Source organism: Micromonospora sp. NPDC049240 (assembly GCF_040647835.1).
GTDB lineage: Bacteria > Actinomycetota > Actinomycetes > Mycobacteriales > Micromonosporaceae > Micromonospora.
In genome coordinates, this window is record NZ_JBEZCX010000012.1 from 203,755 (window position 1) to 217,344 (window position 13,590).

General features: G+C 75.6%; 12 protein-coding genes. 7 read left to right on the forward strand and 5 right to left on the reverse strand.

Annotated features, from left to right (window positions below):
- Positions 1-154: 154 nt before the first annotated feature.
- Both AB0B02_RS20295 and AB0B02_RS20300 read left to right on the forward strand, forming a co-directional pair.
- Positions 155-1,312, forward strand: a complete 1,158-nt coding sequence (locus tag AB0B02_RS20295) for a GNAT family N-acetyltransferase (protein ID WP_357302384.1) — start codon at positions 155-157, stop codon at positions 1,310-1,312.
- Positions 1,309-2,415, forward strand: coding sequence for a GNAT family N-acetyltransferase (locus AB0B02_RS20300; RefSeq protein WP_357302387.1), 1,107 nt, complete (start codon positions 1,309-1,311; stop codon positions 2,413-2,415). The genes AB0B02_RS20295 and AB0B02_RS20300 overlap by 4 nt, the downstream gene beginning before the upstream one ends.
- 45 nt (positions 2,416-2,460) lie before the next feature.
- Here AB0B02_RS20300 and raiA read toward each other — a convergent pair whose 3' ends face one another.
- The 5 genes from raiA to mtrA form a co-directional block, all read right to left on the reverse strand.
- On the reverse strand, positions 2,461-3,105 hold the full coding sequence (gene raiA, locus AB0B02_RS20305; RefSeq protein ID WP_357302390.1) for a ribosome-associated translation inhibitor RaiA: 645 nt from the start codon (positions 3,103-3,105) through the stop codon (positions 2,461-2,463).
- Between the two features lie 249 nt (positions 3,106-3,354).
- Entirely contained in the window at positions 3,355-4,056 is a 702-nt protein-coding gene (locus AB0B02_RS20310; protein ID WP_281944191.1) for a ComF family protein, read from the reverse strand.
- Positions 4,057-4,063: 7 nt separating this feature from the next.
- Positions 4,064-5,863 (reverse strand): LpqB family beta-propeller domain-containing protein, encoded by a 1,800-nt coding sequence (locus tag AB0B02_RS20315; RefSeq protein WP_281943977.1) that lies wholly within the window; start codon positions 5,861-5,863, stop codon positions 4,064-4,066.
- Positions 5,860-7,614, reverse strand: a complete 1,755-nt coding sequence (gene mtrB, locus AB0B02_RS20320; protein ID WP_357302394.1) for an MtrAB system histidine kinase MtrB — start codon at positions 7,612-7,614, stop codon at positions 5,860-5,862. The genes AB0B02_RS20315 and mtrB overlap by 4 nt, the downstream gene beginning before the upstream one ends.
- 13 nt (positions 7,615-7,627) lie before the next feature.
- Positions 7,628-8,317: an MtrAB system response regulator MtrA gene (mtrA, locus tag AB0B02_RS20325; protein WP_091060316.1), complete on the reverse strand. Its 690-nt coding sequence runs from the start codon at positions 8,315-8,317 to the stop codon at positions 7,628-7,630.
- Positions 8,318-8,533: 216 nt separating this feature from the next.
- Between mtrA and AB0B02_RS20330 the strand changes: the two genes are divergently transcribed.
- Genes AB0B02_RS20330 through AB0B02_RS20350 form a run of 5 tightly spaced genes read left to right on the forward strand, consistent with a single transcriptional unit; the run spans position 8,534 to position 13,581 of the window.
- A complete protein-coding gene (locus AB0B02_RS20330; RefSeq protein ID WP_281943984.1) occupies positions 8,534-9,376 on the forward strand; it encodes a hypothetical protein in 843 nt (280 codons plus the stop codon).
- Positions 9,373-9,999: a DUF4129 domain-containing protein gene (locus tag AB0B02_RS20335; RefSeq protein ID WP_357302398.1), complete on the forward strand. Its 627-nt coding sequence runs from the start codon at positions 9,373-9,375 to the stop codon at positions 9,997-9,999. The genes AB0B02_RS20330 and AB0B02_RS20335 overlap by 4 nt, the downstream gene beginning before the upstream one ends.
- Entirely contained in the window at positions 9,996-11,288 is a 1,293-nt protein-coding gene (locus AB0B02_RS20340) for a DUF4350 domain-containing protein (protein ID WP_357302401.1), read from the forward strand. Before AB0B02_RS20335 ends, AB0B02_RS20340 begins: the two co-directional genes overlap by 4 nt.
- Positions 11,285-12,274: a MoxR family ATPase gene (locus tag AB0B02_RS20345; protein WP_357302404.1), complete on the forward strand. Its 990-nt coding sequence runs from the start codon at positions 11,285-11,287 to the stop codon at positions 12,272-12,274. The genes AB0B02_RS20340 and AB0B02_RS20345 overlap by 4 nt, the downstream gene beginning before the upstream one ends.
- A complete protein-coding gene (locus tag AB0B02_RS20350; protein WP_357302407.1) occupies positions 12,271-13,581 on the forward strand; it encodes a DUF58 domain-containing protein in 1,311 nt (436 codons plus the stop codon). Before AB0B02_RS20345 ends, AB0B02_RS20350 begins: the two co-directional genes overlap by 4 nt.
- Positions 13,582-13,590: the final 9 nt, after the last annotated feature.

Genomic DNA, 13,590 nt, shown 5'->3' on the forward strand with positions numbered 1-13,590 from the left:
AGACGGTCTCGAACCATCGTAGGCGCTCCGACGCGGCGATGGTCACTGGTGGCGGCGGTCCGAACCCGGGAACCCGACATAACGCCGCGGGCACGCGGGCAGCAACCGCTAATCGGGTTACGCCGTCCGCGAACGATCCGGCACCATGGCTCGGATGGAGCCTGTGGAGATCGTCGAGGACGGGCTGTTGCTGCGCCCCTGGCGGGCGGCGGACGCCGACGCGGTGCACCGCGCCTGCCAGGACCCGGACATCCAGCGCTGGACCACCGTACCTCGCCCGTACCGGCCCGAACACGCCCTCGCGTTCGTGACCACGGTCGCCGCGACGGCCTGGTCGACGGGTGCCGGCGCGCTGTTCGCGGTCTGCGACGCCGACAGCGGCGAGCTGCTCGCCTCGTGCGGCCTGGTCTCCGTCGACCGCGCGCTCGACTCGGCCGAGATCGGCTACTGGACCGCGCCCTGGGCGCGGGGCCGGGGCGTCGCGGTCCGCGCCGTCCGCGCGGTCGCCCGCTGGGCGTTCGACGCGCTCGGCCTGCGCCGGCTGACCTGGCAGGCCGAGATCGGCAACCACGCGTCCCGGCTGGTCGCGCTGCGGGCCGGATTCCGTGTCGAGGGAGAGCTGCGGCTGGCCCACCCGGCCGACGAGGGCCGGCCGGAGGGGTGGATCGGCTCGCTGCTCCCGGCCGGGCTGGCCGCGCCGGGCGACCCGGTCCCGTACGGTCCGACCACGCTCCAGGCCCGCCGGGCGGCCGTCTTCGGCCGGCCGCAGCCCGTCCTGTTCGCCACCGCCGGCGGCACCGAACTGCGGCTGCGCCCGCTCGAGGAACGCGACCTCCCCGACATCACCCGCACCTGTCAGGACGAGCAGACGGTGCGCTGGACCACGGTGCCGCACCCCTACCGGCCGGAGGACGCCGAGGGCTACCTGCGGGACCTGGTGCGACCGGCCTGGGCCCGGGGCACCGCCGCGATGTTCGCGGTGGCCGACCCGGACGACCACTACGTCGCCTCGATCGACCTGCGCATCCTGCCCACCGACCCGCTGGTCGCCGACGTCGGCTTCATGACCGCCCCGGAAGCCCGGGGGCGGGGCTACCTGCCGGCCGCGCTCACCGCGCTCTGCGCCTGGGGGTTCACCACGCTCGGCCTGGCCCGGGTCGAGTGGCGGGCCAACGTGGGCAACACCGCGTCCCGGCGGGCGGCCGAGAAGGCCGGCTTCACCGTCGAGGGCACGCTGCGCGGCGGTGTCCAGCACCGCGGCGAGCGGCAGGACGTGTGGATCGGCGGCCTGCTGCCCCAGGACCTGGTGTGACCCCGGAGACGATCGAGGGGTACGGGGTCCGGCTGCGCCCCTGCGACCCGGCGGACGTGCCCGGGACGGTGGCCGGCTGCGCCGACCCGGAGACCCGGCGGTTCATCCCGCTGCTGCCCGACCCGTACGACGCGGACAGCGCGCGCTGGTGGATCACCGAAGGGGCGCCGGCCGCCCGGGCGGCGGGCGGGGCCGCGTACACGATCGCCGACCCGGCCACCGACCGGCTGCTCGGCAGCATCGGCCTGACCCGGCTCAGCGCCGAGCGGGCGACCTACGAGATCGGCTACTGGGTGGGGCCGTCGGCGCGCGGCCGGGGCGTGGCGACCGCCGCCACCCGGCTGCTGACCGAGCGGGCCTTCGCCGCCGGCGCAGCCCGGCTGGAACTGCTCACCCACCAGGAGAACGTGCCGAGTCAGCGAACGGCGCTGACCTGCGGCTACCGGCGTGAGGGCGTGCGGCGGGGCGCCGGCACGCCACGCGACGGCGTCCGCCCCGACCTGGTCGTCTGGGCGCGGCTGGCCGACGACCCGCCCGGGCCGACCGCCCGGCTGCTGCCGGACCTGCCCGGCGGCCGGCTCACCGACGGCGTGGTGACGCTGCGCCGCGTCGAACCGGCGGACGAGGACATGATGTACCGGCTGCACACGCTGCCGGAGGTGGTGGCGAGCCGGGTGCCGCCGATGCCGCCGGAGCGGGCGTCGATCGCCCGCCGGTGCCGGCTCGCGGCGAGTCACTGGCTGGCCGGCGACGCCGCCGACCTGGCCGTCGTCGACGCGGCCACCGGCACGCCCGTGGGCGGTTGCCTGCTGGCGTACGACGAGCCGGCCACCGGTCAGGCGATGCTGGGCTACAGCCTGCTGCCCGAGGCCCGCGGCCGGGGCCTGGCCAGCGGGACGGTCCGGCTCGTCGCCGGCTGGGCCTTCGGCGTCGGGGTGGCCCGCCTCTGGGCCGGCACCCGACCGGAGAACGTCGCCTCCCAGCGGGTGCTGGAGCGGGCCGGCTTCCGGCGGGAGGGCCTGCTGCGGGGGCGGCTGCCCGGCCTGGCCGGCGCCCGCACCGACACGGTGATCTTCGGTCGGCTGGCGTCGGACGGGGAATGAGCGGAGCCCCCGCGGCGGGCGGGGGCTCCGGGTCGTGGCCGAGGGTCAGGTGTCGAGCGAGATGATCCCGTAGTCGTACGCGCGTCGACGGTAGACCACGCTCGGACGGCCGGACTCCTTGTCCAGGAACAGGTAGAAGTCGTGGCCGACCAGCTCCATCTGGAACAGCGCGTCGTCGACGGTCATCGGTTCGGCGGGGTGGACCTTCTCCCGGGCGATGTGCCACGGCTGGTCGTCGGGTTCGGCGTAGCCGTCGGCGTCGGGGCGTTCCGCCACGGCGGTGGCCGTGGCGTGCCCGTTCAGCGACGCCAACCCGGGCCCGTCGAGGTCGGCCACCGGCAGCCCGGCGGTCGCGGCGGCCACCGAGAGCGGCGCGTGCCGCCCGCGGTGCACCCGGCGGCGGTCGGCCGCGCGGCGGAACCGGGTGTCCAGCTTGGCGATGGCGGCGTCGAGCGCGCTGTAGAAGTCGTTCGTGCAGGCCTCGGCCCGGATCACCGGGCCCCGCGACACGCAGGTGATCTCCACCCGCTGGCAGTGGTCGGCCTGGCGCGGATTGCGCTCGTGGAACAACTCGACATCCACGCGAATGAGTTTGTGGTCGTAGCGTTCGATCTTCGCGAGTTTTTCGGCTACGTGCACCCGGTAATGGTCCGGCACTTCGACGTTACGGCCCTTGACCACGATGTCCACGTGACCTCCCTTGTTCGGACGGTCGTTCGGTCCGGATCTTCCGGTCGACGCGCCTGGGACGGCCCCGCTCGGCGTCGACCGGTGATGTACGGCTACGCCTCCTTCCAGTGCCGGGGAAGATTGGCATCCTCACTACCCCCGACACGGAAACGCTAACTCCTGTTCGGTCACCAGTCACCCCCGGTTGTCGAGAGCGGTCGCGAAAATTAACACCTCATACACCATGGGGTGAAACGGAACCACGAAGCGTCACCGAGGCCGCCGCTTTTGCGTTGCGGCGAGCACCGCCGCGACCTTTGGCGTCATTCCCGCGCGGTGCAATTTCCGGCTCACCGCCGCCAGCGTGGCACCGGTGGTGACGATGTCGTCGAGCAGCACCACGGTCCCGGCCGGCGCCGCCGTCCCCGGCCGGCGCAATCGGAACGCCGCCTCCGCCGCCGCGGCCCGGCCGGCGCTGTCCAGCACCACCGAGTCCGGCCGGGGCAGCGCCCGCAGCGGTCGCAGCACGCGAACCGGCCAGCCGGCCGCGCGCAGCCGGGCCGCGGCGGGCCGGGCCAGCCGCTCCAGGTGGTCGCCGTACCGGGCCCGGGCCGCGCGGGTGGTGTCCGGCACCGCCACCAGCGTCACCGGGCCGGGCCGGCCCACCGCCACGGCCACCACCTCGGCCAGCAACGCGCCCAACGGCCGGGCCAACCCGTGTCGGCCCCGTTCCTTGTACGCCAGCAGCCCCTCACGCAACGCCCCGCCGTACGGGCCGAGGGCCACGCAGGGCGGCAGGCCGGGTGGGGCCGGATCGGGCCGGGTCGACGCGGGCCGCAGCGCCTGAAGCTCGGCCACGCAGCGCGGGCAGAAGCCCTGCCGCAGCGCCGGGGAGCGGACCGCGCACCCGGCGCACCCGGTGGGCAGCACCAGATCGGTCAGGTCCGACCAGAGGCCGCCCAGGTCCGGCACCGGCATCTCAGTAGAAGAAGAACGGTGCGGTCGGGTTGGCCGTCTTGCCGCCCGCCGGCAGGTCCAGCACCTGCTCCGGCGTGACGAGGTCGAACGGGTTGTTCCGCCAGGCGCTGCCGGCGGTCTCGAACATGAACGAGAGCGCGGGCAACCCGCCTCCCCCGCCGCCCGGGTATCCCGCCAACTGGGTCACCGCGGCGCCGATCCCGGACTTCAGTGTGGAGCCCAGGCCGCCGTCGATGCTGAGCTGGTGGATGGCCGAACGTCGGTCCGGGTCGTTGCCGGCGATCACCAGTTGGTCCTCCGCGATCCAGTCGACCGCCGTCACGCCGGTGAGCAGCGTGGGCAGCCGGCGGGGCTGGCCCAGGGTGACCACGCCGCCCTCCACGCTCACCGGCGCCACGTAGACCGCGCCGCCGCTGACCAGCGCGATCCGGTGGCCGTCGAGGGAAGCGGCGACCGCCACGACGCTTCCGGAGACGTTCAGCGGGACGGGGCTCAGCGTGGCCGTCCCGTCGAACCGGTAGAGCTTGCCGTCGGCCGCCACCAGACCCGCCGGATGGTCGGTGGCCAGCGAGCGCAGCCAGGTGGGCCGGCTCATCGTCTGGAACCCGGCCTTCGGGTCGCTGGTGTTGAACACCGCCACCGGTTCCGGCCCGGTGCCCACCTTGAGCCGGAGCCGCCGGTCCGCCCCGGTCACCACCAGCGCGGCCAGCACCTGGTCCTCGGCGCGGGCGAGGGTCGCCGAGACCACGTTCCGGTTCTCCGCGGCCGGCAACGGGACGACGGCCCGCTGCTCGGTGCCGATGGCGAGCGGATGGAGGACCCCGTCGTAGACGCTGAACCGGGTGGGATTCGCGCCCCTCGGGTACGCGAGATGGGTGTCGCGCTCCCGCTCCAGGTCGACGCTGAACCGCTTCTGGTTCTGGATCTTCAGCTCGAGCTGCCCGGTCAACTCCGGCAACGACCAGGCGAGCTGGGTGCCGAGCCGGGCCAACCGCCCCTCGTTGGCGCCCGGCATGGTCAGGTTGACCTCCCACTGGGAGTCCGCGCCGGTGGCGTTGTTGATCGGGCGGGTGCCGTCCGGGAGCCCGGTGACACCCGGCGCCAGCCAGTCGGACGGGCCACCGGCCAGCCACTTCACCACCTCGGTGACGCGCCGCTCCGCCGACACCGACGACGGCAGGTAACGCAGGTCGGGCACCAGCCGGGTCAGGTCGGAGTTCCAGAAGTAGACGGTGCGCGAGCGGTAGTACTGGCGCAGCGCCGTGTCGCTGGTCAGCAGCACGTTCGGCAGGCTGGTGATCAGCAGCCCGGTCCCGGCCGGCTCGGCCCGCCGCAACTGGAAGACGTACTCGGTCTCGGTGGCCCCCGGCGGGCCGAGGGTGCCGTCGGCCCGCAGCACTCCGACCTGCTGCACCTTGATCGTGACCCGGCTGGTGCCCTGGTTGTTCGGCGGGGTGCTCTCCTTCGCCCGCAGCCGGACCACGGTGAGTTCGACCTCGCTGGTCTGCGGCTTGCCGGGCAGCAGTTCCCGGGCCTCCGGGGCGAGGAACTTCTGGGCCCGGGTGTACGCCTGGTCGCGCTCCCCGGCAGCGGCCGCGCTCAGGTAGTTCTCGATGAACGGCACCGGCTCGTCGCTGTCGGTCGGCGCGGGCGGCGAGGCCGGCGGGCCGTTGAGCGAGCCGGCCTCGCCGGCCGGCACCGAACCGTCGACCTGAACGTCCGTCTGGGCCGGAATGCCGCACCCGGCCGGCAGCAGGACGCCGGCCAGCAGCACGGCCAGCAGCCGCCGCGGCACGTTCACGGCCCCACCTCCATCCGCGCGGAGTCGTCGGCGGGGCCGACGGCCAGCGCACCGGCGCCGCTGCCCGGACCGATGGCGAGCAGGCCACCGTCGCGGGGGACGCCGAACGGCAGGGCCGCGTCGGCCGGCACCAGCCGCAACGGCGAGGTGGTCAGTCGGTCGCCGGCCCGCGCCGGCAGCGTGAGCCGGAACTGCGCGCCCTGCCCCGGTGCTCCCCACGCCTCCAGCCAGCCGCCGTGCAACCGGGCGTCCTCCACGCTGATCGACAGGCCCAGGCCGGTGCCGCCGGTCTGCCGGGCCCGGGACGGGTCGGCCCGCCAGAACCGGTTGAAGACCAACTTCTCCTCCCCCGGCTTGAGCCCGACGCCGTGGTCCCGCACGGTGATCGCCACCGCGCTCTGGTCGACGCCCAGCGTGACCCGCACCGGCTTGGCCTCGCCGTGCTCGACCGCGTTGCCGACCAGGTTGCGCAGCACCCGCTCGACCCGGCGCGGGTCCACCTCGGCGATCACCGGAGCGTCCGGCAGATCCAGGTCGATGGTCACCCCGACCCGCTCGGCCAGCCCGGCCAGGCGCTCGACCACCCGGTGCACCACCGGCACCAGATCGGTCGGCTCGCTGTCCAGCACGGCGAAACCGGCGTCGAACCGGCTGATCTCCAACAGGTCGGTGAGCAGCTCCTCGAACCGGTCCAGCTCGGCCTGGAGCAGCTCGGCGCTGCGCGCCACCGCCGGATCGAACTCGTCCCGTTCCGCGAAGATCAGGTCGGCCGCCATCCGGACCGTGGTCAGCGGCGTCCGCAGCTCGTGCGAGACGTCCGAGGTGAACCGGCGTTGCAGCCGGGACATCTCCTCCAGCCGGAGGATCTGCCGTTGCAGGTTGGTCGCCATCTGGTTGAACGAGGCGGCGAGCAGGGCCAGGTCGTCCTCACCGGAGACCACCATGCGCTGGTCGAGCAGGCCGGCGGAGAGCCGCTGGGCGGTGCGCGCGGCCACCCGGACCGGCGTCACCACCAGCCGGGTCACCAGCGCGGCCAGCAGGCCGAGCAGGAGCACCAGCGCGACGCCGGTGGCGACCACGGTGGCCCGGGCGTCGGCCGCGGTGGCGTCCTGCCGGGCCAGGGGCACGAGGTAGTAGAGCTCGACCTGCCCGAACCGGGTGCGCACCGGGGAGCCGTAGACCAGGTACTTCGTGCGGTCGCCGCCGAGCGTGCCGGTGCGGATCTGATGGGCCACCTTGCCGGACGCCACGGTGGCCCGCAGCTCGTCGCCGATCACCGTGCGCACCGGCACGTCCGGGGAGACGCGGGGCTCGATGAACTCGGCGAAGTTGTCGGCGGTGATCGCCACCACCACGCCGCTGGTCTGCGCCGGGTCCCCGCCGGCCAGGTAGTTGACCGTGCCGTCGATGGTGTCCTGGAGTTGGGCCTCCTGCGGCTGGCTGTAGAGGTTGAACTGCTTCGCCGCGTACTCGCTGCCGTTGCTCAGCCGCATCCGTACGTCGGTCTCGGCGTTCTCCAGCAGGATGTTGGTGATCTTGTCGGCGATCAGGTAGGCGAAACCGCCCACCAGCAGACTCGACGCCACAAGTGTGATGGTGACCACGCGGACCTGGAGCGACCGCCGCCAGGCCTGGCGCACGCCGGCGGCGAACCGCGTCGACCGGCCGGCCAGCGCGCGCCAGAGCGCCCGCGCGGCGCGGAGCCGGCGGGGCGAGGCGGTCGGCGGGTCGGGCAGCGGGGCGGTCAGCACAGTGCTGACCAGGTTATCCGGTGCCCGCCTTGTAGCCCACGCCCCGGACGGTGAGGATGATTTCGGGTCGCTCCGGATCCGGCTCGATCTTGGCCCGCAGCCGCTGCACGTGCACGTTGACCAGCCGGGTGTCGGCGGCGTGCCGGTAGCCCCACACCTGCTCCAGCAGCACCTCCCGGGTGAACACCTGGCGGGGCTTGCGGGCGAGCGCGACCAGCAGGTCGAACTCCAGCGGCGTCAGCTTGACCTCCTCGGCGTCCCGGCTGACCGTGTGCGCCGGCACGTCGATGGTGATCTGGTTGCCGGGCGGGCCGATGGTGAGCAGCTCCGGCGCGACGTCCTCGCCGCGACGCAGCCGGGCCCGCATCCGGGCCACCAGCTCCTTGGGCTTGAACGGCTTGACCACGTAGTCGTCGGCGCCGGACTCCAGCCCCAGCACCACGTCGACCGTGTCGCTCTTGGCGGTCAGCATCACGATCGGCACCCCGGACTCGGCGCGGATCGCCCGGGCCACGTCGATGCCGCTCATCCCCGGCAACATCAGGTCGAGCAGGACGATGTCGGGCCGGCTGTCGCGGAACGCGGCCAATGCCCGTTCTCCGTCGGCGACGAAGGACGGCACGAAGCCCTCGCTGCGCAACACGATGCCGAGCATCTCGGCAAGGGCGGGGTCGTCGTCGACCACGAGTACGCGGGCTCTCATGGGGTTTATCGTTCCATCCCCGTTCATCTGGAGGGTCGGAGTCTTTCCCGGCACGGTAGCGCCGAGCGCGCCCCCGCACCACAGCTGACGGCGTGGTCACCAGCGTGGCGCGCCGCGACGGACGGGTCCACCGGATGCGGACCCGCCGTGCAACCATGATCCCCCGGGTGCCCCGCCGCCCGCCACCTCTGCTGTCCTGCCCGCCCGGGAGTACGCGTGTCCGACGTCGGCCCGACCGCGGTGCTCCCGCGCCGTCCGCTGACCGTCGGTGAGCTGCTCGACGCCGCCGTGCTGCTGCTGCGCGACCAGGCCCGGGTGCTGCTGCCGCTCGCCGTCGCGCTGGCCCTCGCCGAGCAGGCCGTGCTGTACCCGGTACGGCTGCTGGCCGGCGCGCACCCGCCCGGCTGGTGGCCCACCGGCGGTGAGTCGTTCGGCTGGTACTGGCTGCTGCTCGCGGCCGGCGCCGGCACCGAGGCGGCGATCATCGCGCTGCTGGGCAACCCGGCCGCGCGGGGCGGCGCGGCGGCGCTGCTCGGCCGCCGCCGCGCACCGTCGGAGCTGCTCCACGAGGCCCGTCCGGGCGCGACCCTGCTGGCCGCGGGCGCGGTCGGGCTCGCCGTCGGCGTCGCCGGGCTGGCCGGGCCCGCCTGGTTCGTCGCGTACGGGCTGCTCGGCCTCGTGGTGCCGGTGCTCGTGCTGGACGGGGTGCCGACGCACCGGGCACCGGGACGGGCGATCCGGCTGGCCGGCCGGGTGGGCGGGCGCGCCGCCGCCGTCCGGCTGCTCGGCTATCTGGGCTGGTGGCTGGTCCGGGTCGGCATCGGGCTGGGCGTCCCCTATGGTCTCGGGCTGCTCGATTTGTTCGACGTGTCGGCCTGGGCGCTGCCGGTCGCCGTCGTGGCGCAGGCGGCGGTGAACGCGCTCGCGTACCCGGCGCTGGCCTGCCTGGACGCGGTGCTGCACCTGGAGACCAGGATGCGCACCGAAGGGCTGGACATCCGACTCTCCCGGGCGCCGGCCGGCGTCCCGGAGCCGGTGCTGCTGGCGGTCGAGCGGTGAGCCGCTGGTGGACCGAGACGGTCGCCGCGCTGGGCGACGTGGTGCCGCTGCCGCTGGTCGCGCTGCTCCTGCTGGCCGCCGCGCTGCTGACGGCGCTGGCCTGGCACTCCTTCCCGGCCTGGGTGCCCCGCCGGCTGCCCCGGATCAGGCTGCCCCGGCTGCGACTGCCCCGCCTACGACTGCCCCGGCTCCGACTGCCCCGGCTCCGACGACCACGGATGCGCCTGCGCCGTCCCGCCCGCCGGCGGCGGCCCGACCCGCCGGTGCGCGTCCCCGCGCCCCGGGCCGCGCCGCCGGCACCCGTCGGCGGCCCGGCGACGGCCGACCGGCTGGCCGCCGAGGGCCGCTACGCCGAGGCGGTGCGGGAACGGCTCCGGGACATGGTCCGGCTCCTGGTCACCCGGCAGGTGGTGGAGCCACGGGCCGGGCTCACCGTCACCGAGCTGACCGAGGCGGCGGCCCGGGCCCGCCCGGCGGTACGGCCCACCCTGCACGCCGCCGGCACGATCTTCTCGGACCTCTGGTACGCCCAGCGTCCCGCCACCGCCGGCCACGACCAACGGATGCGCGCGCTCGCCGCCGAACTGCGCCGCGAACTGACCGGCGAGGAGGACGCGTGGTGACCGTCGCCCCCGCCCCGGCCCGGCCCGCGGCCCCGCCGGCGTCCCGCCGCCGGTGGCACCGCACCGTCGTCCCGCTCGGGCTGGCCGCGCTGCTGATCGGGGCCACCGTGGTGCTGCACGCGGTGGACCAGCCCGACCCGGACGAGCGCGGCTTCCTCTCCCCCGTCGCCGGCGACGACGACGGCGGCAGCCGGCTCGCCGAGGAGCTACGCGCGCAGGGCGTGCCGCTGCGCCGGGAGACCGACACCGCCGGGGCGCTGCGGGCCGCCCGTACGGTGCCGAGCACGCTCTTCGTGCCCGCACCCGACCTGGTGCACCCGGACACGCTCACCGGGCTGACGGCGCTGCCGCCCGGCAGCCGGCTGGTGCTCGTCGAGCCGTCCCGCCGGGTGCTGGCCGAGCTGGGCACCTCGGTCGAGCCGGCCGGTCGCCGGTGGGCCACCCGGGCGCTGCCGCCGGACGCCGGGGGCGCGGAGTGCCGGCTGCCCGAGGCGGTCCGCGCCGGCACCGCCGCGGTCGACCACCAGCGGTACGCGGGGCCGCAGCGCGCCGACCGCTGCTACGGCGGCGCGCTGCTCCGGATCCCGGCCGGCACCGAGGTGGTGCTGGTGGGCGCCAGCGACCCGTTCCGCAACGACCGGATCGACGAGTGGGGCAACCTGGATCTCGCCACCGGCCTGCTCGGCGCCACCGGTCGTCCGCTGGTCTGGCTGGACCTGCCCGCGCCCGACCCGGCCCCGACCGGGACCGGCGCGTCGCGGACCACCGAGACCGAGGCTCCGCCGACGCCCCGCCGCACCGCCGAGCGCCCCGACCGGGCGGACCCGCCGCGGCGCGCCGACAACCCGTTGTGGGACGCGTTCCCGGCCTGGTTCTGGGCGATCCTGGCGCAGCTCGCGCTGGCCGGGCTGCTGGTGGTGCTCTGGCGGGCCCGCCGCCTCGGGCCACCGGTGACGGAGCCGCTGCCGGTGACCGTCCGCGCCGCCGAGACCGTCCGTGGCCGGGCCCGCCTCTACCGGCGGGCCGGCGCCCGGGACACCGTCGCCGCGACGCTGCGCGCCGCCGCCCGGGACCGCGTCCTGCCCCGGCTCAACCTGCCGCCCGACACCCCGGACGACGAGGTGGCGGCCCGGGTCGCGGCGGCGACCGGCGACGACCCGGAGCGGGTGGCCGGGCTGCTGCACGGCCCCGCCCCGGACGACGACCGGGAGCTGCTGGAGCTGGCCCGGGCGTTGGACACGCTGACCCGTACCCTGGCCCCGCCCCCGAGCGAAGGAGAACCCCGGTGACCGGACCCGTCATCGCCGCCGCGTCGCCGGCCGCCCCGTCCGACGCCCGCGCCGCCCTGCACCGGCTGCGCGCCGAGGTGGCCAAGGCCGTCGTCGGCCAGGACGCGGTGGTCACCGGCCTGGTCATCGCGCTGCTCTGCCGGGGGCACGTGCTGCTGGAGGGCGTGCCGGGGGTGGCCAAGACGCTGCTGGTCCGCACGCTCGCCGCCGCGCTCGACCTGGACGCCAAACGGGTGCAGTTCACCCCCGACCTGATGCCCGGCGACGTCACCGGTTCGCTGATCTTCGACCCGCACACCGCCGCGTTCACGTTCCGCGAGGGGCCGGTCTTCACCAACCTGCTCCTCGCCGACGAGATCAACCGCACCCCGCCGAAGACGCAGTCCGCGCTGCTGGAGGTGATGGAGGAACGGCAGGTCACCGTCGAGGGCGAGCGCCGTCCGCTGCCCGAGCCGTTCATCGTCGCGGCCACCCAGAACCCGGTCGAGTACGAGGGCACCTACCCGCTGCCCGAGGCGCAGCTCGACCGCTTCCTGCTCAAGCTGACCGTGCCGCTGCCGGGGCGGGACGAGGAACTGGGTGTGCTCCGCGCGCACCACGCCGGCTTCGACCCACGCGACCTGCGCGCCGCCGGCGTACGCCCGGTGGCCGGCGCGGCCGACCTGGCCACCGCCCGCGCGCAGGCGCACGCCGTGCACGTGGCCGAGCCGGTGCTCGGCTACATCGTGGACCTCTGCCGCGCCACCCGGGCCGCTCCCGCGCTGGAGCTGGGCGCCTCGCCCCGGGGCGCGACCGCGCTGCTCGCCACCGCCAAGGCGTGGGCCTGGCTGGCCGGCCGCGACCACGTCACGCCGGACGACGTGAAGGCGGTGGCCCGCCCGACGCTGCGGCACCGCCTCCGGCCGCGACCGGAGGTGGAGCTGGAGGGCGTGACGGCCGACGCCGTGCTCGACTCGGTGCTGGCCACCGTGCCGACGCCGCGATGACCTGGCGGGCGGGCCTGCTGCTGGCGGCCGGTGCCGGAACGCTGCCGGCCTGGCCGGCGCCGTTCCTCGGCGTCGCCGTGCTGACCGCTACGGTGCTGCTGCTGGTCGCCCTGGACCGGGCGCTCGCCGCCCCGCCGCACGCGCTCACCGCCACCCGCGCCGGCGACCGGACCGTCCGGCTCGGCGGCACCGCCACGGTCACCCTGCACCTGGCCAACCCCACCGACCGGACGCTGCACGCCCAGGTCCGCGACGCGTGGGTGCCGTCCGCCGGGGCGCGTCCCGGGCGGTCGCCGCGGGAGACGCTCACGGTCCCGCCCGGCGGCACGGCCACGTTGCCGGTCCACCTCACCCCGACCCGGCGCGGCGACCGGCCGGCGGTGGCGCTGACCGTCCGCTCGCTGGGGCCGATGCGCCTGGGCTTCCGGCAACGCGCCGAACGGCCCGGCACGCCACCGTGGACGCTGCGCGTGCTGCCCCGCTTCGACTCCCGCCGGCACCTGCCGGAGAAGCTGGCCCGGCTGCGGATCATCGACGGCGTCCAGGTGACCCGGGGACGCGGCCACGGCACCGAGTTCGACACCCTGCGCGAGTACGCCGTCGGCGACGACGTCCGGTCGATCGACTGGCGGGCCAGCGCGCGCCGCGCCGACGTGCTGGTGCGCACCTGGCGACCGGAGCGGGACCGGCGGCTCGTCTGCGTGCTGGACACCGGCCGTACCTCGGCGGTCCGGCTCGGCGACGAACCCCGGCTGGACACCGCGATCGACGCGGCGTTGCTGCTCACCGCGCTGGCCGCCCGCGCCGGGGATCGGGTGGACCTGCTCGCCGTGGACACCGCCGTACGGGCCCGGGTGACCGGCGGCAACCGGCCGGCGCTGCTCACCCGGTTGGTCGAGGCGATGGCGCCGCTCCAGCCGGCGCTTGTCGAGACGGACTTCGAGCTGATCGCCGGTGAGCTGCTGCGCCGGGAGCGGCAGCGCAGCCTGCTGGTGCTCTTCACCGCGCTGGACGCGGGCGCGCTCCGGGAGGGGCTGCTGCCGGTGCTGCCGCGGTTGGCCGCCCGGCACCGGGTGGTGTTGGCGGCCACCCACGATCCGGTGCTGGCCGGGCTCGCCACCGCCACCCCGGTCGGCCCCGACGACCCGTACGCGGCCGCGTCGGCGTGGCGGGCGCTGGCCGAGCGGGACCGGGTGCGCGCCGCGCTGTCCCGGCACGGCGTGACAGTGGTGGACGTCCCCGCCGACCGACTGGCCCCCGCCGTGTCCGACACCTACCTGCACCTGAAGTCCCTGGGCCAGCTCTGACACTTACCC